The following is a 24386-nucleotide window of genomic DNA, read 5'->3' as shown; positions in this document are numbered from 1 at the left end:
GCGCCGGTAGAGCCAGTAGCTCCGGTAATACCCGTCACACCAGTAGGACCTGTTGGTCCAGTAATACCCGTTGCCCCCGTAGTTCCAGTTGAACCGGTGATACCAGTGGCACCGGTAGGACCTGTTGGTCCAGTAATACCTGTTGCCCCCGTAGTTCCAGTTGAACCGGTGATACCCGTTGCCCCGGTAGGTCCGGTAGCTCCAGTGATACCCGTTGCGCCAGTAGGTCCAGTAGCTCCAGTGATACCCGTTGCGCCAGTAGAACCAGTAGCTCCAGTAATACCCGTGACACCAGTAGGACCTGTTGGTCCCGTAACACCTGTAGTCCCGGTAGGACCAGTAGCTCCAGTGATGCCCGTTGCGCCAGTAGGACCGGTAGCTCCGGTAATACCCGTGGCGCCGGTAGAGCCAGTAGCTCCGGTAATACCCGTGGCGCCGGTAGAGCCAGTAGCTCCGGTAATACCCGTGGCGCCAGTAGGTCCAGTAGGTCCAGTATCTCCAGTGATACCCGTGACACCTGTAGTCCCGGTAGGACCAGTATCTCCAGTGATACCCGTCGCACCAGTAGAACCAGTAGCTCCAGTAATACCCGTTGCACCCGTAGGTCCAGTAGCTCCAGTAATACCTGTAGCGCCAGTAGGACCAGTAGCTCCGGTAATACCCGTTGCGCCGGTAGAGCCAGTAGCTCCGGTAATACCCGTCACACCAGTAGGACCGGTATCTCCAGTGATACCCGTTGCGCCAGTAGTTCCAGTAGCTCCGGTAATACCCGTCACACCAGTAGGACCGGTATCTCCAGTGATACCCGTTGCGCCAGTAGTTCCAGTAGCCCCAGTGATACCCGTTGCGCCAGTAGAACCAGTATCTCCAGTAATACCCGTGACACCAGTAGGTCCGGTAGCTCCGGTAATACCCGTTGCGCCGGTAGAGCCAGTAGCTCCTGTGATGCCCGTTGCGCCGGTAGAGCCAGTAGGTCCGGTAATACCCGTCACACCAGTAGGACCGGTAGCTCCAGTGACACCTGTAGCGCCAGTAGCTCCGGTAGCTCCGGTAATACCCGTTGCGCCGGTAGAGCCAGTAGCTCCGGTAATACCCGTGGCGCCAGTAGGTCCAGTAGCTCCAGTAATACCCGTGACACCAGTAGGTCCGGTAGCTCCGGTAATACCCGTTGCGCCGGTAGAGCCAGTAGCTCCAGTGATGCCCGTTGCGCCAGTAGTTCCAGTAGCTCCAGTGATGCCCGTTGCGCCAGTAGGTCCAGTAGCACCAGTGATACCCGTTGCGCCAGTAGGACCAGTATCTCCAGTGACACCTGTAGCGCCCGTAGGACCGGTAGCTCCAGTGATACCTGTAGCGCCCGTAGGACCGGTAGCTCCGGTGATACCCGTTGCCCCGGTAGGACCAGTAGCTCCGGTAATACCCGTCACACCAGTAGGACCTGTTGGTCCAGTAATACCAGTGGCGCCGGTAGAACCAGTAGCTCCAGTAATACCCGTGACACCAGTAGGACCTGTTGGTCCCGTAACACCTGTAGTCCCGGTAGGACCAGTATCTCCAGTGATACCTGTAGCTCCAGTAATACCCGTGACACCAGTAGGACCGGTAGCTCCGGTAATACCCGTGACACCAGTAGGACCGGTAGCTCCAGTGATACCCGTTGCGCCAGTAGTTCCAGTAGCACCGGTAATACCCGTGACACCAGTAGGACCGGTAGCTCCAGTGATACCCGTTGCGCCAGTAGTTCCAGTAGCCCCAGTGATACCCGTTGCGCCAGTAGTTCCAGTAGCTCCAGTAATACCCGTGACACCAGTAGGACCGGTATCTCCAGTGATACCTGTAGCGCCAGTAGAACCAGTAGCACCAGTAATACCCGTTGCCCCCGTAGGTCCAGTTGAACCGGTGATACCCGTTGCCCCGGTAGGACCGGTAGCTCCAGTAATACCCGTTGCGCCAGTAGAACCAGTAGCCCCAGTGATACCTGTAGCGCCAGTAGAACCAGTAGCCCCAGTAATACCCGTTGCCCCCGTAGGTCCGGTTGAACCAGTGATACCTGTAGCGCCAGTAGGACCAGTAGCTCCGGTAATACCCGTCACACCAGTAGGACCTGTTGGTCCAGTAATACCAGTGACACCGGTAGGTCCAGTATCTCCAGTGATGCCGGTTGCCCCCGTAGGTCCAGTAGCACCGGTAATACCCGTGGCACCAGTAGGACCTGTTGGTCCAGTAATACCCGTGACACCGGTAGGTCCAGTTGAACCGGTGATACCAGTGGCACCGGTAGGTCCAGTATCTCCAGTGATGCCGGTTGCCCCCATAGGTCCGGTTGATCCAGTGTTACCTGTGGTACCAGTAGGCCCAGTTTCACCTGGTGCTGCTAAAAGTGTGTAATCTGACGACGTATCTGGTGTACCTGAAGGTGGTGCAGAATCCACAATATACGTACCACCACCATAAGTGACCACTTGCCCTACTGAGTATGTTGGTGCCATAACAGGATCATAGGCTTCAACACCACTTAATCCGATCCCAGTAGGCCCCGTAGGCCCAGTTTCTCCAGAAGCAGCCAAAAGGGTATAGTCGGGGGAGAGTCCAGGTATTCCTGATGGAGCGTCAACATTGGCAATGTAAGTACTGCCATTAAACGTGACCACTTGCCCTGCATCGTAATCTTGTGATTGTGAGGGATCAAAAGGAAGAGCGCCGGTTAACCCGCCAGCAGGTCCAGTAGGTCCGGTTGGTCCAGGGGGACCTGCTGGGCCTCTTGGTCCAGCTCTTTGATTTGGTTTTGGTTGTTTTATTCCTTTTGCAATCTGGCAAGGTTGATTCCCTTGAGATATATTTTGTTTTGGATATTCTTGTTTAATGAATGGACAGTCTTTTTTTCGAGGACGGTCATGACGTGATCTTTTGTAATGAGGCTGTTCATGGTATTTACCGCAAAAGGGACATTTGTGTTCGAATTGATTGTACAAATTGCCCATCTCCTAGAATTGATATTTCATTCTATGTGCAAATTTTCAAATTGGAAGTAAAACCTAGAAAATCATCATTTCGAAAATCATCGAATCAAATCATTTAAATCTTTCATGGATTTGTGTTATGGTGTTGAAAGTATAAAATAGTATGATTTTTGACAGAAATGGGGACATCATTTATGAGTCAATCAGTTTTACAAGGCAAAGCCTATTCCGTTTTAAATTTATCCTCAGTGACAGAAGGAGGTACCATTAAAGAATCTTTTGATCGTAGTATGGATTTAGCAAAGAAGGCGGAGAAGTGGGGCTATCATAGATACTGGCTGGCAGAACACCATAACATGGAAGGGGTAGCGAGCTCTGCAACGTCTGTTTTAATTGGATATATTGCGGGAGGCACCGAAAAAATTCGAGTAGGGTCTGGCGGGATTATGCTGCCAAACCACTCTTCACTTGTCATTGCCGAACAATTTGGCACACTTGAGACATTGTATCCGGGGAGAATTGATTTAGGTCTTGGCAGAGCACCAGGGACGGATCATTTAACAGCAAGAGCGCTTAGACGTAATCTTCATAACGGAGAAGATTTCCCAGAGCAGCTTGAAGAACTTCGTCAATATTTCAAGCCGACCGGTCAGGTTAAAAAACATGTAAGAGCTGTTCCGGGAGAAGGTCTGGACATTCCGATTTGGCTCCTTGGTTCAAGTGGTTTTAGCGCCAGACTTGCAGGAGAACTTGGATTACCATTTGCCTTTGCAGCACATTTCTCACCTAAAAATACAATTCCCGCGTTAGAGTTGTACAGACAGTCATTTAGACCTTCTGATGTATTAAAAGAGCCTTATGCCATGGTCGGTGTGACGGTTTTTGCTGCAGATCAAACAGAACGGGCTGAATACTTGGCAACCTCTCATTATCAGCGGTTTTTAAGTCTTATTCGCAACACACCAGGAAAATTGAAGGCGCCTGTCGACAGCATGGACGGTCTTTGGAGTCCATATGAAAAGGCGATGGTGGATGAACAATTAAGCTCGACTATCATTGGGGATAAAGAAAAAGTAAAAATAGAATTAGAAGCCTTTATTGAAGCTACACAAGCAGATGAAGTGATGATTAATTCGGATATGTTTGATCATCAAGAAAGAATGCGTTCGTATGAAATCATCGGAGAAATTTTTCAAGAGACACAAGAAAAATAAACATAAAAAAAGAACTGCACAGAGCAGTTCTTTTTTATTTAAGCTTTTGTAAAAATGCGAAATGGTTGTCCGATTGGCAGAACAATACGGCCAAAATGTGTATTAAGAACAACAGCTGCAGAACCATAAAATGAAAGCAGGGAAATGATCAATTCTGCAATACCAGCCATGGTATGAGTTACATCATACATCACACCAAATGTACTAAGGGAAAGACCAATGAATAAGAAATCAATAAAGACGAAAATCAAAAATAACACTTTATGTGTTTCCATTGCACCAATCGTCATAAACAAGCTGAAAATCAAATAACCAATAAACGCAAAGCCTAGCTGTTTTGGATCTGCTGCTCCCGCAAGCGTTTTCCCAAAGACGCCGGCTTGAATGAGCCAAGTTGTTCCAACGCCCATCCAGAAAAGACCGAATGCGCCAAAAGCAGTGGCTCCAAAAATATTATGATGCTTTGAATCTTGTATGGACGCGATCAGCTGCGCGATTCCTCCAAGGAAGATAGCCCAAGGTAAAATAAGGGAAGTGCCATCTGTGATTCCTAGTTTTTGTGAGGACGCAACGAGCGTCACCATTGCTAAACCAAACAAACCAAGTGGTGTTGGGTCTGCAATTGATAATCGAATTGCTTGAACATTCTGTTTTTCCATAATGACCTCCTACAATTTGCACTTACAAAAGATACTCGAATTCGATAGAAACGTCAAGCTCTTTTTTAGTAGACACTTGCATCGTCTTCCAAATAAATCTATATTTAATACATATCAAATGTGATAGAAAAAGAGGGATAAAATGAGTAAGGGCTTATCTGGAAAAACGATTGCCATTTGTGGAACGAGAAAAACAGAAGAAATGCGTACACTTGTCGAAAAGCAAGGGGGACAAGCCGTTATTCGCTCTCTTCAAGGAACCGTATTTTTAGCCAAAGAGGAATTAAAGCCAGGCATAGAAACCTTTGTGAAACAAGGGGCCGACTGGGTGATCTTGACAACAGGCATCGGTACAGATACATTGATTGAGAGTGCAGAAGAGCTGCAGCTTGGTAAAGAATTTATGAACATTCTATCAAATGCCCATATTGCTTCAAGAGGGTACAAAACCTTTGCTGCTTTGAAAAAACGCGGAATTCAGCCTGAGGTCTCTGATGAAGACGGTACGGTTCGGGACTTGATTTCAAAGCTTGAAGACAAGGAATTTCAAGGAAAACGTGTGATGGTGCAGCTTCATGGTGAAAATGCACCAGCTCTCATTCATTTTTTACATAAAAAAGAGGCAGATGTTTTGCCGCTTTTACCATATCAGCACACACCTCCTGAACCAGAGGCAGCTGAAACGCTGCTGAAAGAAATGAAAGATGGACAAGTTCATGCCGTTTGTTTTACAACCGCTGTCCAAGTTCACGCCTTTTTCAAACTAGCCGCAGAATGGGGAAGAAAAGAAGAATTGCAAGCATTATTCGAGCAGCACGTGCTTGCAGTAGCAGTCGGGAAAGTCACTGCTGAAGCTTTAAAAGAAGAGGGAATAGACCGAATTCTTGCCCCGTCACTTGAGAGAATGGGTGCAATGATAATAGAGTTATCTCGATATATGGAAAAACAATCAGCACTCTCATAAAAAAACGCCTTTCACCAGATCAGTGAAAGGCGTTTTGGTTAGATTGTCCGTTTTCGATTCGTCCGAATTTTTTTGAGTACAAAGTAGAGAACAATCAGGACAATGGCAATGACCATAATGGGGGTTGTATAAGCATGAGCAACACTTTGAATATGATCCCATTTTGTCCCAAGCTGCATGCCAAGATAGATAAATAAGATAGACCAAGGGATGGCAGCTAATCCTGTCAAGAAAACGAATTTCAAAAAAGGCATTTTGGCAATACCCGCTGGAATCGAGATGGCATGACGGACAACAGGGATAAAGCGGGCGGTAAAGACTACACCGGTTCCATATCGGTCAAACCAGCGCTCTGCAGTCGCGATATGATGTTCATGGATGAACAAATACTTTCCATACTTTGTTAAAAAAGGTCGTCCGCCGTACAGACCGATCCAGTAAATAAAACACTGGGCAAGCGTACCACCGATGACGCCGGCAATCACAGCTCCAACAAAACCAATTGTGCCTGTTGACACCATATATCCGCCATAGGCAAGTACAATTTCACTCGGAATGATTTCAATCATCAGCCCTAGTGCTACACCTACATAACCAAGGCTTGTCAGCCAGGTTAAAATTTCATTAAAAAAGGTTCCCATTCATTTCACTCTGCCTTTAAATACGATTTTTCTTCAAGCATCCTTATAAGAGCCTATGCTTGTTTTGCTTTTCTCATGAGTATGCTTTCTATATATGCCAGCATGGCTTGCGGCTCATACAGACACCACTGAACCTGGCTTTTTCATCAAGTCTATGTTGGCAAGCTCTCGTCTAGCAGATTTTATCATACCATATTTGCCGGCATTTAGACGATCTACTTGCTATGTGAAAAATAGTCACCATAAAAAAATAGGCTGCATCCGTTTTTTCAGCAGAACATGATATAATTTGCTAGATGAAACGAACGGGTGGTGCACAAACATGTATTTAACAATCGCAGAAACAGCTGAATACTTGGAAGTATCAGAATCGTATATTGAAAAATTAATCCAGCAAAAAAAGATCCGTTACGTATTTGACGGGGAATCTTATCTTATTTATCAAGGGCAGTTTCAAACGCATTTAAAGCAGCTCGAACAATATAAAGAGCTCGTCCAAGAGATCTTAAATGAACCGATTCCGGAAGACCCCGATGTAAAGGATGAAGATTAGAATATTGTCATTTTTTCAATTGATTCAACATGGATCAATGTAGAAAGAATAATCTTTATATTAACTTATGCTCAAATGGTTCTCGCTCTTTCTCGAATGACAATCATTAGCAGCAAAAGGCAGTGAAAACAATGGGGACAACTACTTTATGTGAAGCCTGTCAAAAAAACGAAATGAACGTTGTAGAATCGTCTGATGAACCGAAACAGCCTTATCAATTATGCTATCAATGCCACGAAAGACTACTCACCTATTCATTACGGCCTATTGAATGGTATAACCTAGCTGTTCTCCATTCTCCTAAACAATTTTTACTCCCGCGATGATTTTTATGGAGAGGACGGACAGGCTTTCCAACTAAAGGAGGACGTCGTCATTACCAAAAGTGAGAAAGCACCAACATTAGAAGCCGTTAGGCGTGATTTGGTGTCTTTATTAGACTTTTCAATCACTAGATGGTTTCTTGAGGATGATGTCATCGATGCGCTAAAGCAGCACGATCAGCAAAAAATCTTGGATTCTATTCAAAGTAGGTTTTATGAAACGGAGCATGCCGAAGTGAAATCACGAATGTTAGAAATCGCGGCTGATGTTCTCGATACATTTGCCGCTGAATGGGTCAGGGAACTTTTGGATCACGAGGACGAAGAATTCCTTTATCCACTTTCGTGGGCAGCAGCCAGCAGTTTGCCGAGAGATGAGGGATTACACCATATATTAGAAAAATTGAAATCGATCAGTGAAAAAGAATTGCCGTTAGAGGCTTTTATTTGCCTGCACCGTTTCCGTTCTCACAAAATATTGGATTGGATGGAGTCAAATTGCACCCATTTTCACGATCAGTGGGGAAGGCTGGCAGCCGTCAGCTGCCCAACCTGGGAGAGAATGAAATCTTGGCTAAACAAAGGAAGACCTTTCAGCTTAATTGCACTAGATACAATGGCAAACTGTGCAGGGAATAGACCGGCCCTAGTGGAACAATATTCACCTAAAATCCTTAAAACGGATAAAAATGAAGTAGAAAAGATTTTACATGATGTTAATCAAAAAGATCCGGTTCCACGAGTGAAAATGAAAGTGTCCAAAATCTTGGAGAACAAACAAGACATATTTGCATAAGCCTTTTTATTGGCTGACTCCCGTTTGAACAATTTTCATGTGGCATTTCACTTGTACATCTGCATCAGGATAAATGTCTTGCCATTTTTCTGGTGTCATTGCCTTGTCTTTTGATCTATACCTAAGGCCCAGTCCAAGCGGGTCTATGTTTTGCTTTTTAAATGACTGTACAAGATCTTCTCCTTGCTGAGTGATACGTTTTTCAACTTCTTTTTCGACTTGGTCCAATATATTCGGTTTATCAATTTTTTTGGACTTCATGAATTCTTTTAATTCGCCTTTTAGTTTGATATCAATCGTGATATGAGGCTTTTTTGTTAGGCTTTTCGTCGGTTTGATCTGGTAAGACACATGTGATTTGATATTTTCAATGACAACATGAGTCTTCGCTCGATTATGCAATTGAAACTCATAGATGCCATTTTTATGATTTTCAATCATCGCTTTAAATGTGAACGTGTCTTCTCCTGGAATATGACCCACCATTTTTTCTTGATCAAATAGAGCAACGCCTGAGACCTTGATGGCATTGCTTGTTCTTTTAATGTAAGGGAGATAAGCATCGACCCCTTTTGCCATCATCTGATTCATAAAAATATGCTGATTTGTGACAGGCTCATTGCCATTTCGCATATTTTGGGCTAACAGATCAGAGAGATATACACCTATATTTAAGTTCGTTTGATTCATTTTTGTGTATAATAATTCTTCGACTTCTCCGCCAACAATCGCAAACACTTGGCGTGAACCAATAATAGGATCACGATAAATGTAATTCATTAAATCGATCATGCCGACTTCTTTTGCTAACTTTTCACTGACTAAAATAACGAGCACCTGGCCCATAACCACCGGAAAAGGCGATTTTTCTGACACGAGAAATTGGATATTACTAATCGTGTTTGACTTTGCACTTAATATTTGATAGCTGCCTTGCTCTTCACTTTTAAAGACGGGAAAGACAAAAAAGCCCTTCATTTCGCCATCTTCCATTAAATCAAATCCTGCCGCCTGGGAGATATTTAATTCATCTAATAGACGGGGCTGTGCACAGCTAGTTAACAAAAGACTAAACAACATGAGACCTATGAGTACATACTGTTTCATGTTCGTTTTTTCACCCACCTTTTTTTCAGCATCAGTCCAATGACCATACAGACAATCAATCCATAGATCAGAATGAATCCGCTAAATTCCACCCATTGATTAAAGGTTTCAAAAGAAGTTGCACTGGCAAAAAACGAAAACATGATCAGAATGAGGATGCTGAGTCCGATGAATGTGACGCGCTGGCTCGTATGAAGCACTTGTTTTGCCATGCGGCTCGCAGCCCATAATGGAATCGCGATATTTGGAATGATCAAAATCAGCCAAAGAGACACTTCAATAAATTCAAAACGCTGGATAAACGGAAGCTTCACAATGCTGGTTAACGTTAGCGTCGGCCATTTTGTTAATTTGAGCTGAGCACTTGAGTAATATGCAATGGAGACGAGAAAAGTGAGCAAGTTTAAGCATGTTGTAAATAATACCCCCATGTGAGCAAATTTTTGAGATGTCTGAGCTTGTTTAATAAAGGGATAATAGACAAGCAGCGTCCCAAAACCAAACATGGATAAGGACGCATCTTTGACTCCCACAAGCAGCTGAGAAAATGTATGATCAAACATTGGGAACATGAAACGAATATGACTATATTTCATGACATAAAAACAAATAAACGTCATCCAATACGTCAGTACAATGCTAAAAAATGCCCATCCAGCAATGGTTCTAAAGCCGCCGGTATGAATGTAATACACAAGCAGCAGCAGTACGGATGCAAACAAAAGACCAGGGATTTCTTTAAACAGCCATACATGGATCACATCCATGTAATGGATAAGAACGGTCAGCGACAAAGAAGCAAAATATAAGATATAAAGAATGTTGAATAATTGCCCAATCCATTTGCCAAATACATATTGTGTGATTTCACCAAATTCATCCGAAGGTGCCTTTTTAAACATCAAGTACATGAGAAAGATCATGACATTGACGCTCATGCCAGAAATCAGAATGGCGATCCATCCATCATTATTGATAGAACGAACAAGGTTTGTTTGAAAGTTTAAAATGCTGACACCGACTTGATTGGCATTGATGAGAAAAAACACAAAATAAGGGGATACTTGAAATTTCTCTTTGACAGAAGAAGAGCTCATGCCTTCACTTCCTTATTCATAAAAATCATTTTTCCCCTTGCGGCCTTGCTTAGGCTTAGAGCGATGGATGGTTTCATTTTGCGGACGTAAATTTTCCGGCCTTTTGTTCAAAAAACGGAGCTGAGGACGAATCAAACTGCCCTTTAAATCAGCAAGGCGCATTGGAAAAATAGGCTCTAAATACGGCCGGCCAATTGAAGTTAATTTCATTAAATGGGTGAGCAGAAAGGATCCCATCACTGCAATACCTAATGCGCCCCAAACCTGTGCTGCGAGTAAAAAAGGAAATCTCAGCAACCGAATGGCACTGCCCATTTTGTAAATAGGGGTGACAAATGAGGCAAGAGCAGAAAGGGCAACAATAATGAGTAAAATATTGCTCGTTAAGCCTGCTGCTACAGCAGCCTGTCCAATGACAATCCCTCCAACAATCCCAAGTGTCTGCCCGACTTTAGCCGGGAGCCTTGACCCTGCTTCTCTTAGTAATTCAATCGAAATCTCTAAAAATAGTGCCTCAATGATCGGAGGAAATGGCACAAGATAGCGCGAGGACACAATGGTTTCTAATAAATCCTTTGGGATCAGCTCATAATGAAAAGTTAAAACGGCAACATATAAAGGTGTTGCAAAAATGGAAAATATCACAGCAAATATGCGTAACAGCCTAAAGCAAGAAGCCGCAATCCATGACATATTGTAGTCTTCCATAGTGGAAAAATACTCAAGTAAAATAGTCGGGGCAAGCAAGACATGAGGCGAACCATCCACTAATATGGCAATTTTCCCTTCTGATAAGCCTGAAGACACGCGGTCGGGTCTTTCTGTATTCAAAAACAACGGAAAGATCGTATTGGACACATCATAAAGCATTTGAGCAAGGTAATTCGCATCTGAAATCTGATCATAATTAACGTCCTCAATTCGCTGAAGAACCGTTTCGATGTTTTCCGGGTTGGCGATTTCTTCAATATATAACACGGCTACTTTTGTTTGAGACAGCGTACCAACCGTCTTTTCCTCAACTTTCAGGTTAGGCGTCGGCAGCCGCCGCCTGACCAAATTTAAATTGGTATCTAAAACCTCCACAAATGCTTCCTGAGCACTGATAATGCCAAATTCAATCTCAGGCGGACCTACTTGTCTGCCTTTCTTTTCTTCAATCGGCAAAAGAAGCGTTTTGCCCCAGTCTGTCTCAAGTCTAATAGCAATGCTGCCCCGGTGAAGGGCTTCTTCCACTTTTTGAAGATCGCTCGTGATGACAGCCTGCTCAATGGGAATTCGTTCTTTCAGCTCTTCAAGAGTGGGTGTCAGGTGCAGTTGTTTGAGGGAGGGGAGAATTTGTTCATGTAGAAGATGTCCATTAATTAACGAACGAAAAAAGGAAATCCTATACAGGAAATCTCCATTTCGAGACAGCTCATTTGTAAAATCAGCAGAACGTGATAATGCTTCAAATACTGAATTTGAGTCCTTTTGTTGTTTGTTTTTCTTCAGCATTTGAACCAGCTCCTTCGGCGATTTGCCTCTATTATCTAACCAATTGTCTAAAGATATGCATGAAAAAAAGCGTTCAGCTTGATGGGCTGGACGCTTTTTTTCCATATAGAACAGCTTCTAATAATAAATCAGCTAAATGGACCGCGCGCATGCTCGGCGAGTGCCCTGAGCGTTTGATGCCTGCTGCCATTTGTAGCTGACAGCCTGGATTAGATGTAACGATGGCAGCCGCCTTTGTTTGGCTGGCTTCTGTCATTTTATGATCTAAAATTTGCATTGACATCTTTGGCTGCAAGATGTTGTAAATGCCAGCTGAGCCGCAGCACCGGCCCGAATCCTTCATTTCTTTAAATGATACACCGTGAATGGCCTTCATCAGCACCCTTGGCGCATGCAGTACACCCATTCCGTTCCGCAAATGACAGGAATCTTGATAGGTGATGACTTGCTCTGGCAAAGCAAGCGGCATGCGGCGGTGAAATTCAAGCTCCACTAAAATGTCTGATATATCCGTGATTTTCTTTGAGAAGACTTCACTTCGCTTTTGAAAATCCGGATCATCGCAAAGCAAATGATCGTAATCACTTAAAAAAGCGCCACAACCGCCCGCATTCATGACAATGGCATCCGCATCTATCTCTTCAAAAGCTTCAATATTCCGCTTTGCTAACTGTTTCGCTTGTTCTTTTTCACCGCTATGGCCATGGAGCGCTCCGCAGCACGTCTGAATAGGAGGGACGATGACGTCACAGCCTGCCAGCTGCAAAAGCTGGATGGTTGCTTCGTTTGTACTGGAAAAAACCGTGTCCATTAAACAACCAGTAAAAAAGGCGACTCGTTTTCTCGCTGGCCCGGCGGCTTTGTATTCCGTCAAACGGCTTTTCTGTTGACGCGGCACCTTTGGAAGCGCCTGTTCCATCAGGCGTAAGTGCGGTGGAAGCACCTTCAGCATGCCAGTTTTACGGGCGGCCGTTTGCAGACCAGATGTTTGATAAAATCGAAGAAGTCCTGCTGCTTGCCTCATTCGGCTTTGTGAAGGAAAGAGACCTTTAAACACGACACGTCTTACAAGTTTGACAGGAATGGATTGTTTTTTGTGCTGCTGAATGATGTCTCTTGCATCCTCAAGTAACCTTCCATATTTGACGCCGGAAGGGCAGACCGGTTCACATGCACGGCAGCCAAGACAAAGATTCAGTGAATGCTCGACATCTTCATCTGGCTCAATGACGCCGTCTCTCACCGCCTTCATTAAAGCAATTCGGCCGCGGGGAGAGTGTGTTTCTTGCTGACCAGATTCAATATAAGTAGGGCAGGAAGGAAGGCAGAAGCCGCAGCGCATGCAATTGAGCAGCTCTTTTTCGTCCATCTGCTGCTGAAATGTTTGCTGAATCTCTGTTTGTTTAGAACTCATGAGACCACCACCCGCTTTCTTGCGGCTTTTCCAAACACTTTATCAGGGTTCATGATATTTTCCGGGTCAAGCGCTTGTTTGATCGCTTTCATTGCCGCAATGCCTTCTTTTTTAACCTTTAGTTCTAAGTAAGGGGCTTTCATAAGACCTACGCCATGTTCACCCGTAATGGTGCCGCCAAGTGAGACTGCTTTTTCAAAAATGGCCTGAAAGGCTTCTTCCACCCGTTTCATTTCTTCTTCATTTCTTGCATCTGCTGCACAAGTAGGATGCAAATTGCCATCACCTGCATGACCAAATGTACAGATTTTCACTTTGTACTGCTTCGCAATGTCTTCGATCGCCCGCACCATGCTGGCAATTTCAGACCGGGGAACTGTGGCATCTTCTAAAATGGTCGTCGGGCTTAAGCGGGCGAGGGCAGATAAAGCGGATCGTCTCGCTGTTAAAAGTGCATTTGCTTCTTCTTCAGAATGAGCGATATTCACTTCTTTTGCACCGTACTGCTGGCACACTTTTGCGATGCTCTGCATATCACGGGCAACCGCCTCAGGATGGCCGTCTTGTTCGATTAACAGCACCGCTTGAACGTCAGTCGGCAAACCGATTTTTGCAAAATCTTCAACGACTTCCAGAGTCGGCTGATCCATAAATTCTAATGTGGCGGGGATGATACGCTCGGCAATAATCGCCGATACTGAAGCGGCGGCTTCCTCTAAGCTTTCATATAAGCAAAGCATCGTTTGTTTTGTTTCTGGAAGCGGCAAAAGCTTCAGCGTGGCTTCAGTGACAATCCCGAGCGTTCCTTCTGAGCCTACGAACAAACGGGTCATATCATACCCGGCCACATCCTTTGCAAGCTTGCCGCCTGTTTTGATGATGTCACCGTTTGGCAGAACGACTTCAAGTCCAAGGACATAATCTCTCGTCACTCCATACTTTAACCCCCGGAGACCGCCTGAATTTTCATTAATATTTCCGCCTAATGTAGAGATTTTCATAGAGCTTGGATCAGGTGGATAGAAGAGGCCTTTCGCCTCTACTTGGCGAATGAGTTCCTGTGTGATCAAACCAGGCTGCACCGTTGCTGTCAGGTTTTCTTCATCTATTTCTATTAATTGGTTCATTCTTGTAAACAGCATCACAAGTCCGCCTTGAGTGGGACATGTGCCTGCACAAAGGTTCGTTCCTGATCCTCTTGGCACGATCGGAATGTTATATGAGGAGCAGAGCCGGACAATTTGCTGGACTTCCTCAGCCGCGCGCGGGCTTACGATGACATCTGGCATATGCTGAAAATTTGGTGTTGCATCATAAGAGTAGGCAAGCCGATCGGCTTTACTGTCCTGCATGTAAGACGCACCGACAATCTTTTTTAATTGATTTAAAAATTCAGAATGTAACATACTCATTCAACTCCTATTGATGAGACGTATCGTTTCTTTCAGTATAAAAAAAGAATCGCCTCATGCCTATGGACGATTCTACAAAATATCGGGCTGTTCGCTTCGTTTTTTTGGATCATGATCTAATAACATGAAGGCTAAATAAAAGAGCATTGCATCTTGCATACGCTTTGGATCAAGTGTCGTTAAATCCTGGATGCGTTTTAGCCTGTAATGCAGTGTATTGATATGAACATGCATCGCTTCTGCTGTATATTTCAATGAGCAATCTGATGTCATAAGCACCCGCAATGTTTTCACTAATTCAGGATAGGGGAGAAGAGGGGCGATTGTTCGATCAAGAAACACTTCTTTTGTTTCCTGACTCACTTCCTCCATAAAAAGTTCAAGCGTTAAATCTTCATCAAATACAATCGGTGTATCAGCATGTGCCATTTTTAATGCTCGAAAGGCTTGTTGAAAGGATTGCTTCATCAAATGAGCAGCTGCTGGTTTTCCCGCTCCAATCAAAACCCCCTGTGTGCCCCGCGCCGTAAGGGAGGCATGGATGTGAAACAGGCGCTGCTGCAAGGCTTTACGATCATCTGCTGTTGTCTGCAGCATGAGCAAAAAACGGGCATGCCCCCAGCGGACGATGATCTCCTGACTAGTGAGATGCAGCGTTTCCTTCCATTCTTTGTATTGATTCTGCTTCATAAACGATTCATCCTGACAATCGATCAGGACAACCGCACGCTCCTTGGTGATATCAAGCTGAAGCCGCGACGCTTTTTCAGTGAGATCAATCGCTGTCTCTGGCAGATGAAGCCAGTCGAATACAAACGCTTCGAGCTGACGTTCATCCGTTTCAGTTTCTTGAAAAAATTCATGTTCATGAATAAGCAGCTCGGTCATTTTTCTTAATATTTCGCCAAAAGGAGACACATGTATAGGATCTCCTGTCATTCCAATGACCCCGATGACCTCTTGCTTAAAATAAATAGGCAGATTGATGCCAGCTTTGACGCCCTTCATGTGCTGCTGGTCATCCTTTGTGAGAATTCGTTTCTGTCCTTCAAAAGATGTCAGATACGCTCCTTCATGAAATTGTCCAACGCGCGCTGGATCAGTTGCTGCAATGATGGTGCCGTTTGTTTGTGCAATGATGATTTCCTCAGTCAGCACCTTTTTAACCTCGTCTACGATTTTTTCTGCCAGTGTCATTGTGAGCAAAACGTACCCCTCCGAGATGTTTCTTTTGACACTATCATACCATCATATGCTAGGACATATCTTTCTTTTCATGAGTTATGCTAAAATAATGAATGCACATGAAGAAGAAAGGAGACATAGCCATGTCGTTACTAAATCGCTTACAAGAACTCTTAAAAGAAGGACAGGCGCTGACAGACTTCGAATATGATGAAGCGGCGCGCCATAATTGGAGATTAGAAGGGTCGAGAATTAAAGAAGAAGCCCGCTTTGGCGATGTATATATAGAACGTGTAGACAAGGAATCAGAGGACATGATTCAAACAGAAAACGCCTCATTTCTAAACACACCGCTTACATATGTGAAAAAACATCAAAAAGAATTCATTTATATCGAATCAAAGTGGTTTGATGTCGTGAAAGTGGATGGCTTGGCCATTGAATGGGATGAAGTGTTTCAAACGTATACCGTGCTATTCGGTTTAAAACGTCCTAAAAAAGACACGGGTATTCTAAAGGACATGCTATCGCCATTAAATGGTGCTCAGCTTCAATTTAATGGAGAAGATGGCTTATTTGATGTGAATTTGCAACTTCTTGAGCTTGAGGACATCCACGAAGATACGGCTTTCATTGACGTCATCTCGGCCGTGTACCAATTTTTATTCCGAATGATCATGCAGCTTGAAATCAATGAATCAAAAAACGGCTCAAATTCCTGAGCCGTTTTTTGTCCATCTATTCATTTAATGAAGGTGTGACAAACCGTACATCATGCTCTTTTCCATATTGAAGATAATCTTCATTTGGCTCCTCATTGGTCACGACGATATCAATCTCGTGCAAATCACAAAACGTGGTCAAGGCGTAATGATCGAATTTGCTATCATCCACTAATAAAAAGGTTTTGGCACTTTTTTGAACAAGCGTCTTTTTAATATCGGTTTCAAGCGGAGACGAATTCGTGACGCCGTGATCAATGGATAAACCAGTTGACGCAATAAAGGCTTTATTGACATTGTAAGCTTTTAAGCGCTCAACACTTTGATAGCCAACGAAAGAATTCGTTTTTCTTTCAAGCATCCCGCCAGTGGAAAAGATGGTGAGATTTTCATAAGGCATCGCCTGTGTAATGAAATCCACATTATTGGTCACAATGGTCACCTGTTTCTCCGTCAAATAGGGGAGCATCTCAAGCGTTGTCGTACCAGAATCAATAAAAATCATATCCCCGTTTTCCACAAAAGCGGCAGCCGTCTGACCGATCAATTGCTTTTTACTGAGCTGACGGATCTTTCGCTCCTGATACACCACTAACGTTGAGTGGTTCACAGCCACTCCGCCATACACTTTTTTGAGCACGCCAGACTCGACCAATGACTGTACATCTCGGCGTATCGTGTTTTTTGAGACACCAAAATGCGCCACAAGCTCATCAAGTGAGGCAGATTCCCGGTCAAACACATACTCTTTTATTTGCTGAATCCGTTTTGTTTTTATCATACTTCATATCTCCAATCAATCCGAATGTCCTTTCTCCATTATACCAATAAATTCTCTTACTGGGATTAGGTCAATTGTTTCTCTTTTCTCCTTTGATATAAAAGCGTATGATAGAAAAAAGAACGAAACCAGAAAGGACTTTCACTTCTATGAATCAATCAAACAACCCATTTTCAAAGCTTGCGAATTTTAGAGAAGTAGGGGGACTTCAAACAACAGATGGGATGGTGATCAAACAGGGAATGATTTATCGATCCGCAGACTTATCCCGTTTGTCGAAACAAGACATCGAAATATTCTCAGCACTCGGAATTCAAACCGTTTGTGACCTCCGTACAGCCTCAGAACGTAAATCACATCCGCCAAAGATCAAGGAACACGACAAAATCGTCCATATTCCGATGCAGCCTGACAGTAAGATGCCAAGTAAATGGACCATGTTTCGTATGCTGGTAACAGAAGGGAAGTCTCTCTCATTTACACCGATCATGAAAGAGTTATATCAAAGCATGCTGACAGAGCGTAAAGAAGAGATTCGGCAGCTGTTCACACTGCTTTCAGATCAAAGCCATTATCCGCTGATGCTTCACTGCACGAGTGGCAAGGACCGTACAGGTTTTTTATCTGCCCTGATTCAGTTAACAGCAGGTGTACCGCTGGCTGTCGTTTTAAGTGAATACATGCGTTCCAATGAAGGCGTGCAAATGCTCATCAGAAGGCAGGAACGATTTGTCCGATTGATGAGTTTATACCGGGTGTCAAAAGAACAAATTCAGCCGCTTGTCGGTGTGCAGCAAGATTATCTTGAAGATGTGCTGCACGAAATGCTGGAGACATACGGTAGTGCAGAGCGGTATTTAATTGAAGCCTGCAAAGTCCCTGAATCCCAGCTCAAGGAAATGAAAAATATTCTGCTTACACCATCTGCTGGCATTCCATCACAAAAAGCGGAATAAACTTAAGATGAGGTGATGCAAAACATGCTGAAAAAGATCAGTATGACAGTTTTAACACTGATGTTGATGTTTGTATTTTTATTGATTCCTTCTAGCAGTCTAGCAGCTCGTGCAGTGCCAAAAGGGAAGCTTGAGAGCACAAGAGAGATGCGCGCGGTATGGATTGCATCAGTTTATAACTTAGATTGGCCCTCAAAGAAGGGGCTGCCCGTAGCAGAGCAGAAACAAGAGTTCATTCGTTTGTTAGACGAAATCAAAGCGATGAATATGAATGCCGTCATTATGCAAATTAAACCAACAGCAGATGCCTTTTATCCTTCAGCATACGGGCCGTGGTCAGAATATTTGACTGGAACACAAGGGAAAGATCCGGGGTACGATCCGCTTGAGTTTATGATCGAAGAAGCTCATAAACGCGGCCTTGAATTTCACGCTTGGTTTAACCCTTACCGAATCACAATGAATCATACTGATCTCAGCCGTTTGTCTGCCGATCACCCTGCAAGAGAGCATCCTGATTGGACGATTGCCTATGGTAATCAGCTTTATTACAATCCTGGTATTCCTGAAACGCAGGACTTCATTGTCGGCGGCATAGAAGAAGTTGTGAAAAACTACGATATTGATGCAGTGCATATGGATGATTATTTTTATCCATATAAAATAGCCGGTGTCTCGTTTCCAGATCAAGAAACGTATGAAACATATGGAAAAAAAGCATTTACTCATATAGAAGATTGGCGAAGAGATAATGTGAATCAGCTGGTGAAGCAAATCAATGACACCATTAAGAAAGAAAAACCGTATGTGAAATTTGGTATTAGTCCATTCGGTGTATGGCGCAACATAAAAGATGACCCGACTGGTTCAAACACCACAGCAGGAATGACCAACTACGATGATTTGTATGCTGATACAAGAGAGTGGATTCAGCAGCACGATATTGATTATGTTACTCCGCAAATTTACTGGAGCATCGGCTTTCAAGCTGCCGATTATGATGTGCTGACGAAATGGTGGTCAAATGAGGTGAAAGGGGAGCCGGTTCACCTGTACATTGGTCAGGCGGCATATAAAATTAATCAAAACAGTGATCCTGCTTGGTCTGACCCGGAAGAATATTTTAGGCAGATTGAGCTGAACAGGCAGTCACAGCTCGTGCAGGGAAGCATGCATTTCAGCCTGAAGGATATCAATCGCAACCCTTTGAATGTAAAGGATCGATTGATAGAAGAGTCATACCGCAAACCAGCTCTCATTCCAGAAATGCCTTGGCTTCATCAGAAAGCACCTAAAAAACCAATCATTCAATCTGTGAAAAAGACATCGGATGGTGCGGCTTTACAAATCAAAAATGATCCGCATTCTAACGTATCCTATTATGCGGTCTATCGATTAACAAATAAAGGAACATATGAATTGCTGCAAACGGTTAGAAAAGAAAAAGGAACCATAACAACGATTAATGACCTCCCAGTCAATCAAAAGAAAATGGCTACTTACAAGATTTCGGCTCTTAATCGTCTTCATCACGAAAGCAAGCCTTCTACAAGAATAGTGAAATAACGAAAAAGCATGAATGAGATTTTCTTCGTTCATGCTTTTTTTTCTATTATTCTTGTTTTAATTTTCTGAATTCAATCAAGCTTGGCATGAAGCAGCTGCTTGATTAATAAATATGATAGAAAAGAGCTAAAGGGGGAAGCAAGATGGATTTTGAATTAACGAAAGAACAACAAATGATCCGCCAGATGGTCAAAGATTTCGCCAAAGCAGAAATTGCACCACTCGCTCAAACGATTGATAAACAGGCCGTATTCCCAGCCAAAACGTTTCAAAAAATGGGGGAACTCGGCTTTATGGGCATCCCCTTTCCAGAGAAATACGGCGGCTCAGGAGGAGATACGATATCATATGCACTGGCTGTAGAAGAAATCGGAAAACAGTGCGGTAGTACAGGTCTTAGTTATGCCGCAGCCGTCTCCTTAGGCGCAAGCCCGCTTTATTATTTCGGTACAGAGGAGCAAAAGATGGATCATCTTGTCCCGCTGGCATCTGGAACAGCACTCGGTTCCTTTGGATTAACAGAACCAAATGCAGGGTCAGATGCAAAAGGGACGAAAACAAAAGCGGTCAAAGACGGACAAGAATATGTCATTAGCGGGGAGAAGTGCTGGATCACAAACGCCAATTTTGCCAGAACCATTATCGTCACTGCTGTCTCGGATCATGATGAAAACGGCCGCCCAATCATCTCCGCCTTCATTGTGGAGAAAGGGCAAAAAGGGCTGACCATTACAAATCCATATGACAAAATGGGCGTGCGCGGTTCAGATACAGCAGAAATCATTTTAGACGGTGTACGTGTACCCGCCCAGAATATTTTAGGAGACCCAGCGAAAGGCTTTAAACAATTTTTATATACATTAGACGGGGGACGCATTTCAATTGCTGCGTTATCAGTTGGTATCGCACAAGCTGCACTAGATGCTTCGCTCTCGCATGCAAAAGAAAGAAAGCAATTTGGGCAGACCCTTTCTTCCTTCCAAGCGATTCAGTTTAAGCTGGCAGATATGGCGATGCAAATAGAGCTCGCCAGACAAATGGTTTGGAAAGCCGCTTGGCTGAAAGATCACGGCAAGCCGTTTACAAAAGAAGCTGCCTATGCCAAACTTTTCGCTTCTGAAATGGCGACAAAAGCAAGTCTTGATGCTGTTCAAATTCACGGGGGAACAGGCTACATGAAAGAATGTGGTGTAGAACGGCTTGTGAGAGATGCGAAGCTAATGGAAATTGGAGAAGGGACCTCTGAAATTCAGCGTCTAGTCATCGCAAGACAACTGTTAGCGTAATCCGATAATGAAAACGCTTACCATCAATAGAGGAGGAAAGCCATGATGTCGATTCATCCACAAACGATCGGCTCTCTATTAAAAGAGAAAATGGAGCAGCATCCAGCACATGAAGCCATTGTGTATCCAGAACGTTCTTTACGTTATTCATATGAAGCGTTTTATCGAGAAGTCAAGGAAACCGGGAAAGGTCTTATGGCATTAGGTGTTCAAAAAGGGGATCATATCGCCATCATGGCGCCCAATGTACCTGAATGGCTCATGCTGCAATTCGCCTGCGCGTCAATTGGAGCCGTTCTTGTCACCGTAAATACGAATTTTCAAGCACAAGAACTCGCCTATTTACTCAAGCACTCTGATAGCAGCATGCTGTTTATCGTAGACGGGTTTAAAGAGACATCCTATGTCAAAATGCTTGAAGAACTCATACCGGAGCTTCAAAACGCTCATCAAGGAGAGATCACATCCTCATCTTTTCCTTATTTAAAAAGGATCGTCTATATAGGTGAGCACACGCCAAAGGGCATGCGCAGCTGGAACAGTATTCAAACAGCTGCCAAAAGAACAGAGGATCATGAGTGGGAGAAACGAATGGATGAGCTTGCACCTGATGATGTCATTAATATGCAATATACTTCAGGCACAACCGGCTACCCAAAAGGAGTCATGCTCAGCCATACAAACATTGTCTGCAATGCCAGCCAAATCGCAGATTGTATGAAGCTTACCCAAAAGGATCGAATGTGTATCCCTGTTCCTTTCTTTCATTGCTTTGGATCCGTTCTTGGCGTGCTTGCTTGTCTCACAAAAGGAGGAACGATCATTCCAGTTGAATCCTTCCATCCAGAGAGAGTTCTTCAAATCGTGGAAAAAGAGAAGTGCACCGTCCTTCACGGCGTCCCGACAATGTTCATTGCAGAGCTCGACCATCCGAATTTTCACCAATACGATCTGTCCACATTACGAACGGGCATTATGGCAGGATCTCTTTGCCCATCTCATGTGATGAAGGCCGTCATTGAACAAATGGGACTGCAGGAGCTCACGATTGCGTACGGACAGACCGAAAGCTCTCCTGTCATTACCCAAACAAGAACGGATGATTCATTTGAAAGACGGGTTCAAACGGTCGGCCGGGCGCTTCCTCACATCGAAGTGAAAATCACCGTTCCAGGCACACCGGAGGAAGTACCAAGAGGAGAACAAGGCGAGCTGTGTACAAGAGGCTATCATGTGATGAAAGGCTACTATAAAAATGAAGAAGCCACAAATGAAGTGATTGATCAGGACGGCTGGCTTCATACGGGTGATTTAGCAGAGATGGATGAGGACGGCTATGTGAAAATCACAGGACGGCTGAAAGATATGATCATTAGAGGCGGGGAGAATGTTTACCCAAAAGAGATTGAGGACGTTCTTTATACTCATCCGGACATTCTTGATGCACAGGTCGTTGGTATACCTGACGAGACGTATGGAGAAGAAGCCGCCGCATTCATTCGGCTCAAGCAAGGCAGGGCAGTGACAATTGAGACACTCACCAGCTATTGTCAGTCGCAAATGGCACGCTACAAAATTCCTAAATATTTTTTCATCACTGACGAGTATCCAATGACCGCATCAGGGAAGATTCAAAAATTTCGTCTGAAAAAGCAGGCGCTTGATCTAATAAAGGAGTGAAGGCAGCGATGTTTCAAAAAGTACTGATTGCAAATCGAGGCGAAATTGCCAGGCGCATTATTCGAACGTGTAAAAGGCTCGGGATCCACACCGTCGCCGTTTATTCAGAAGCAGATCAGCATGCACTTCATGTGCAAGAAGCAGACAGCGCCTATCCGATTGGAGGCGCGAAAGTATCTGAAAGCTATTTAAACATGGAAGCAATCATTCGTGTAGCCAAGCAGACAAATACAGATGCCATCCACCCAGGATATGGCCTCTTATCAGAAAATGCAGCCTTTGCAGAACGCTGTCGCAGCGAAGGAATCGCCTTTATTGGTCCATCCGCACAAGTCATTCAGCAAATGGGGAATAAAATTGAAGCAAGAAAAACGATGGCTCAAGCAGGTATCCCCATTGTATCAGGCGTTTCAGCTCCGCTGCATGATGCAGAAGAAGGGGTGAGTCAAGCGCAGTCACTCGGTTATCCGATCATGCTCAAGGCATCAAGCGGGGGCGGAGGAATTGGCATGCAGCTCGTGCAAAATGACGAGGAGCTGTATAGGGCTTTTGAAGGGAATCAAAAAAGAGCGCAAAGCTTTTTCAACGATGGGACGCTGTATATGGAAAAGGTCATTGAAGACGCTCGGCACATTGAAATTCAGGTCCTTTTTGATTCCTTCGGTCATGGGGTTCACTTATTTGAGCGCGACTGTTCACTCCAGCGAAGACATCAAAAAATCATTGAAGAAGCACCAGCCGCCTGTCTCGATGAATCGGTGAGACATCAAATGGGGGAGATGGCCGTCAAAGCAGCTAAAGCAATTGGGTATGAAAATGCAGGAACGATTGAATGTTTAGTCGATCAGCATCAACAATTTTATTTCCTAGAAATGAACACGAGATTACAAGTAGAGCATCCTGTCACAGAAGAAATTACAGGCATTGACCTTGTCGAGGAGCAGCTGAAAATCGCTGCATGTGAGCCGCTTTCCTTTAATCAGGAGGATATTCATCAAATTGGTCATGCCATCGAGGTTAGAATTTATGCGGAAGATCCCGTCACCTTTTATCCATCACCAGGAACGATCACTCGGCTCTCCACACCTGAAGCTCCGTATATCCGTCATGAGTCAAGTGTGACAAATGGAAGCATCATTACCCCTTTTTACGATCCAATGATTGCGAAAATGATCGTTTACGGTGATACGCGAAAACTTGCAATAGAACGATTAAAAGAGGCATTACAAGCATATGAAATAGAAGGGATCAAAACCAACTTACCGCTTTTAAGGGAAATGGCCGGATCTTCTGCTTTCTTACAAGGCAGCATCACAACCGATTTTCTCATGAAAAAAAGGGAGGAAAACCGTTCATGAAAACTGTCACAATTCAAATGGCCGGAAACTTGTGGAAGCTTCTTGTGAAACAAGGCGATGAAGTGCAAAAAGGACAGGAGGTTGCCATCTTAGAATCAATGAAAATGGAAATTCCGATCGTTGCTGAAGAGGCCGGGATCATCAGCAAAGTGCATAAGGCAGAGGGGGAATTTGTCGATGAAGGAGAGGTTCTTTTAGAACTAACAGAATAGGAGGGA

Annotated in this window: 21 protein-coding genes; 11 read left to right on the top strand and 10 right to left on the bottom strand. The window is 44.2% G+C overall.

What is annotated here, in order from left to right:
* Nucleotides 1–2978, bottom strand: a 2978-nt coding sequence (locus tag AAZR19_RS10970; protein ID WP_434703152.1) for a beta strand repeat-containing protein, incomplete at its 3' end; no start/stop codon positions are given.
* A 173-nt stretch (nucleotides 2979–3151) separates the two neighbouring features.
* On the opposite strand from AAZR19_RS10970, the gene AAZR19_RS10965 reads away from it, so the two are divergent.
* Nucleotides 3152–4171: an LLM class flavin-dependent oxidoreductase gene (locus AAZR19_RS10965; RefSeq protein WP_434703150.1), complete on the top strand. Its 1020-nt coding sequence runs from the start codon at nucleotides 3152–3154 to the stop codon at nucleotides 4169–4171.
* Nucleotides 4172–4209: 38 nt separating this feature from the next.
* Here the strand turns inward: AAZR19_RS10965 and AAZR19_RS10960 are convergent, their stop codons facing one another.
* Nucleotides 4210–4830, bottom strand: coding sequence for an acetate uptake transporter (locus AAZR19_RS10960; protein WP_024425703.1), 621 nt, complete (start codon nucleotides 4828–4830; stop codon nucleotides 4210–4212).
* Nucleotides 4831–4972: 142 nt separating this feature from the next.
* On the opposite strand from AAZR19_RS10960, the gene AAZR19_RS10955 reads away from it, so the two are divergent.
* Nucleotides 4973–5794: a uroporphyrinogen-III synthase gene (locus tag AAZR19_RS10955; RefSeq protein ID WP_416807519.1), complete on the top strand. Its 822-nt coding sequence runs from the start codon at nucleotides 4973–4975 to the stop codon at nucleotides 5792–5794.
* A 38-nt stretch (nucleotides 5795–5832) separates the two neighbouring features.
* Here AAZR19_RS10955 and AAZR19_RS10950 read toward each other — a convergent pair whose 3' ends face one another.
* Nucleotides 5833–6435: a DedA family protein gene (locus AAZR19_RS10950; protein ID WP_034284052.1), complete on the bottom strand. Its 603-nt coding sequence runs from the start codon at nucleotides 6433–6435 to the stop codon at nucleotides 5833–5835.
* A gap of 322 nt (nucleotides 6436–6757) precedes the next feature.
* Between AAZR19_RS10950 and AAZR19_RS10945 the strand changes: the two genes are divergently transcribed.
* Together AAZR19_RS10945 and AAZR19_RS10940 are read left to right on the top strand one after the other, a co-directional pair.
* Complete coding sequence (locus AAZR19_RS10945; RefSeq protein ID WP_076839819.1) at nucleotides 6758–6988, top strand: excisionase family DNA-binding protein; 231 nt, start codon at nucleotides 6758–6760, stop codon at nucleotides 6986–6988.
* Nucleotides 6989–7414: 426 nt separating this feature from the next.
* Nucleotides 7415–8107, top strand: a complete 693-nt coding sequence (locus AAZR19_RS10940) for a hypothetical protein (protein ID WP_249895844.1) — start codon at nucleotides 7415–7417, stop codon at nucleotides 8105–8107.
* 6 nt (nucleotides 8108–8113) lie between these two features.
* Here AAZR19_RS10940 and AAZR19_RS10935 read toward each other — a convergent pair whose 3' ends face one another.
* From AAZR19_RS10935 to AAZR19_RS10910, 6 genes are all read right to left on the bottom strand, one after another.
* Complete coding sequence (locus tag AAZR19_RS10935) at nucleotides 8114–9214, bottom strand: Ger(x)C family spore germination protein (protein WP_395894714.1); 1101 nt, start codon at nucleotides 9212–9214, stop codon at nucleotides 8114–8116.
* Complete coding sequence (locus AAZR19_RS10930; RefSeq protein ID WP_087975306.1) at nucleotides 9211–10311, bottom strand: GerAB/ArcD/ProY family transporter; 1101 nt, start codon at nucleotides 10309–10311, stop codon at nucleotides 9211–9213. Before AAZR19_RS10930 ends, AAZR19_RS10935 begins: the two co-directional genes overlap by 4 nt.
* A gap of 12 nt (nucleotides 10312–10323) precedes the next feature.
* On the bottom strand, nucleotides 10324–11808 hold the full coding sequence (locus AAZR19_RS10925; RefSeq protein WP_144470764.1) for a spore germination protein: 1485 nt from the start codon (nucleotides 11806–11808) through the stop codon (nucleotides 10324–10326).
* Between the two features lie 73 nt (nucleotides 11809–11881).
* The gene (locus AAZR19_RS10920; protein ID WP_144470762.1) at nucleotides 11882–13222 is read right to left on the bottom strand and encodes a (Fe-S)-binding protein; all 1341 of its coding nucleotides are present in this window, start codon (nucleotides 13220–13222) and stop codon (nucleotides 11882–11884) included.
* On the bottom strand, nucleotides 13219–14628 hold the full coding sequence (gene glcD, locus AAZR19_RS10915; RefSeq protein WP_434703145.1) for a glycolate oxidase subunit GlcD: 1410 nt from the start codon (nucleotides 14626–14628) through the stop codon (nucleotides 13219–13221). Before glcD ends, AAZR19_RS10920 begins: the two co-directional genes overlap by 4 nt.
* Nucleotides 14629–14706: 78 nt before the next feature.
* The gene (locus tag AAZR19_RS10910; protein WP_434703142.1) at nucleotides 14707–15840 is read right to left on the bottom strand and encodes a CdaR family transcriptional regulator; all 1134 of its coding nucleotides are present in this window, start codon (nucleotides 15838–15840) and stop codon (nucleotides 14707–14709) included.
* Between the two features lie 122 nt (nucleotides 15841–15962).
* Here AAZR19_RS10910 and AAZR19_RS10905 point away from each other — a divergent pair, with 122 nt between their 5' ends.
* Nucleotides 15963–16541, top strand: a complete 579-nt coding sequence (locus AAZR19_RS10905) for a branched-chain amino acid aminotransferase (protein ID WP_144470756.1) — start codon at nucleotides 15963–15965, stop codon at nucleotides 16539–16541.
* 16 nt (nucleotides 16542–16557) lie between these two features.
* Here AAZR19_RS10905 and AAZR19_RS10900 read toward each other — a convergent pair whose 3' ends face one another.
* Entirely contained in the window at nucleotides 16558–17322 is a 765-nt protein-coding gene (locus tag AAZR19_RS10900; RefSeq protein ID WP_434703140.1) for a DeoR/GlpR family DNA-binding transcription regulator, read from the bottom strand.
* Nucleotides 17323–17471: 149 nt separating this feature from the next.
* Between AAZR19_RS10900 and AAZR19_RS10895 the strand changes: the two genes are divergently transcribed.
* The 6 genes from AAZR19_RS10895 to AAZR19_RS10870 all read left to right on the top strand — a co-directional run bounded on the left by AAZR19_RS10895 (nucleotide 17472) and on the right by AAZR19_RS10870 (nucleotide 24380).
* On the top strand, nucleotides 17472–18278 hold the full coding sequence (locus tag AAZR19_RS10895) for a tyrosine-protein phosphatase (protein WP_163115590.1): 807 nt from the start codon (nucleotides 17472–17474) through the stop codon (nucleotides 18276–18278).
* Between the two features lie 24 nt (nucleotides 18279–18302).
* Nucleotides 18303–19844 (top strand): glycoside hydrolase family 10 protein, encoded by a 1542-nt coding sequence (locus AAZR19_RS10890; RefSeq protein ID WP_434703138.1) that lies wholly within the window; start codon nucleotides 18303–18305, stop codon nucleotides 19842–19844.
* A gap of 143 nt (nucleotides 19845–19987) precedes the next feature.
* Nucleotides 19988–21130, top strand: coding sequence for an acyl-CoA dehydrogenase family protein (locus AAZR19_RS10885; protein WP_075623280.1), 1143 nt, complete (start codon nucleotides 19988–19990; stop codon nucleotides 21128–21130).
* Nucleotides 21131–21172: 42 nt separating this feature from the next.
* Entirely contained in the window at nucleotides 21173–22810 is a 1638-nt protein-coding gene (locus AAZR19_RS10880; RefSeq protein WP_434703135.1) for an AMP-binding protein, read from the top strand.
* A gap of 8 nt (nucleotides 22811–22818) precedes the next feature.
* Entirely contained in the window at nucleotides 22819–24168 is a 1350-nt protein-coding gene (locus AAZR19_RS10875; protein WP_434703133.1) for an acetyl-CoA carboxylase biotin carboxylase subunit, read from the top strand.
* The gene (locus AAZR19_RS10870) at nucleotides 24165–24380 is read left to right on the top strand and encodes an acetyl-CoA carboxylase biotin carboxyl carrier protein subunit (protein WP_041109356.1); all 216 of its coding nucleotides are present in this window, start codon (nucleotides 24165–24167) and stop codon (nucleotides 24378–24380) included. The genes AAZR19_RS10875 and AAZR19_RS10870 overlap by 4 nt, the downstream gene beginning before the upstream one ends.
* Nucleotides 24381–24386: the final 6 nt, after the last annotated feature.

Origin of the sequence: Bacillus sp. Je.9.29.b, from assembly GCF_051129925.1 — a bacterium.
Lineage (GTDB): Bacteria > Bacillota > Bacilli > Bacillales > Bacillaceae > Bacillus > Bacillus safensis.
The sequence above is the reverse complement of the archived record's forward strand: the minus strand, read 5'-3'. Positions and strand labels throughout refer to the sequence as shown.

Coding starts and splice junctions, on each gene's coding strand:
- AAZR19_RS10900 (WP_434703140.1), bottom strand. CDS start 17,322: ATGATAAAAACAAAACGGATTCAGCAAATAAAAGAGTATGTGTTTGAC.
- AAZR19_RS10945 (WP_076839819.1), top strand. CDS start 6,758: ATGTATTTAACAATCGCAGAAACAGCTGAATACTTGGAAGTATCAGAA.
- AAZR19_RS10895 (WP_163115590.1), top strand. CDS start 17,472: ATGAATCAATCAAACAACCCATTTTCAAAGCTTGCGAATTTTAGAGAA.
- AAZR19_RS10930 (WP_087975306.1), bottom strand. CDS start 10,311: ATGAGCTCTTCTTCTGTCAAAGAGAAATTTCAAGTATCCCCTTATTTT.
- AAZR19_RS10880 (WP_434703135.1), top strand. CDS start 21,173: ATGATGTCGATTCATCCACAAACGATCGGCTCTCTATTAAAAGAGAAA.
- AAZR19_RS10955 (WP_416807519.1), top strand. CDS start 4,973: ATGAGTAAGGGCTTATCTGGAAAAACGATTGCCATTTGTGGAACGAGA.
- AAZR19_RS10965 (WP_434703150.1), top strand. CDS start 3,152: ATGAGTCAATCAGTTTTACAAGGCAAAGCCTATTCCGTTTTAAATTTA.
- AAZR19_RS10875 (WP_434703133.1), top strand. CDS start 22,819: ATGTTTCAAAAAGTACTGATTGCAAATCGAGGCGAAATTGCCAGGCGC.
- glcD (WP_434703145.1), bottom strand. CDS start 14,628: ATGTTACATTCTGAATTTTTAAATCAATTAAAAAAGATTGTCGGTGCG.
- AAZR19_RS10925 (WP_144470764.1), bottom strand. CDS start 11,808: ATGCTGAAGAAAAACAAACAACAAAAGGACTCAAATTCAGTATTTGAA.
- AAZR19_RS10935 (WP_395894714.1), bottom strand. CDS start 9,214: ATGAAACAGTATGTACTCATAGGTCTCATGTTGTTTAGTCTTTTGTTA.
- AAZR19_RS10950 (WP_034284052.1), bottom strand. CDS start 6,435: ATGGGAACCTTTTTTAATGAAATTTTAACCTGGCTGACAAGCCTTGGT.
- AAZR19_RS10890 (WP_434703138.1), top strand. CDS start 18,303: ATGCTGAAAAAGATCAGTATGACAGTTTTAACACTGATGTTGATGTTT.
- AAZR19_RS10870 (WP_041109356.1), top strand. CDS start 24,165: ATGAAAACTGTCACAATTCAAATGGCCGGAAACTTGTGGAAGCTTCTT.
- AAZR19_RS10885 (WP_075623280.1), top strand. CDS start 19,988: ATGGATTTTGAATTAACGAAAGAACAACAAATGATCCGCCAGATGGTC.
- AAZR19_RS10960 (WP_024425703.1), bottom strand. CDS start 4,830: ATGGAAAAACAGAATGTTCAAGCAATTCGATTATCAATTGCAGACCCA.
- AAZR19_RS10920 (WP_144470762.1), bottom strand. CDS start 13,222: ATGAGTTCTAAACAAACAGAGATTCAGCAAACATTTCAGCAGCAGATG.
- AAZR19_RS10905 (WP_144470756.1), top strand. CDS start 15,963: ATGTCGTTACTAAATCGCTTACAAGAACTCTTAAAAGAAGGACAGGCG.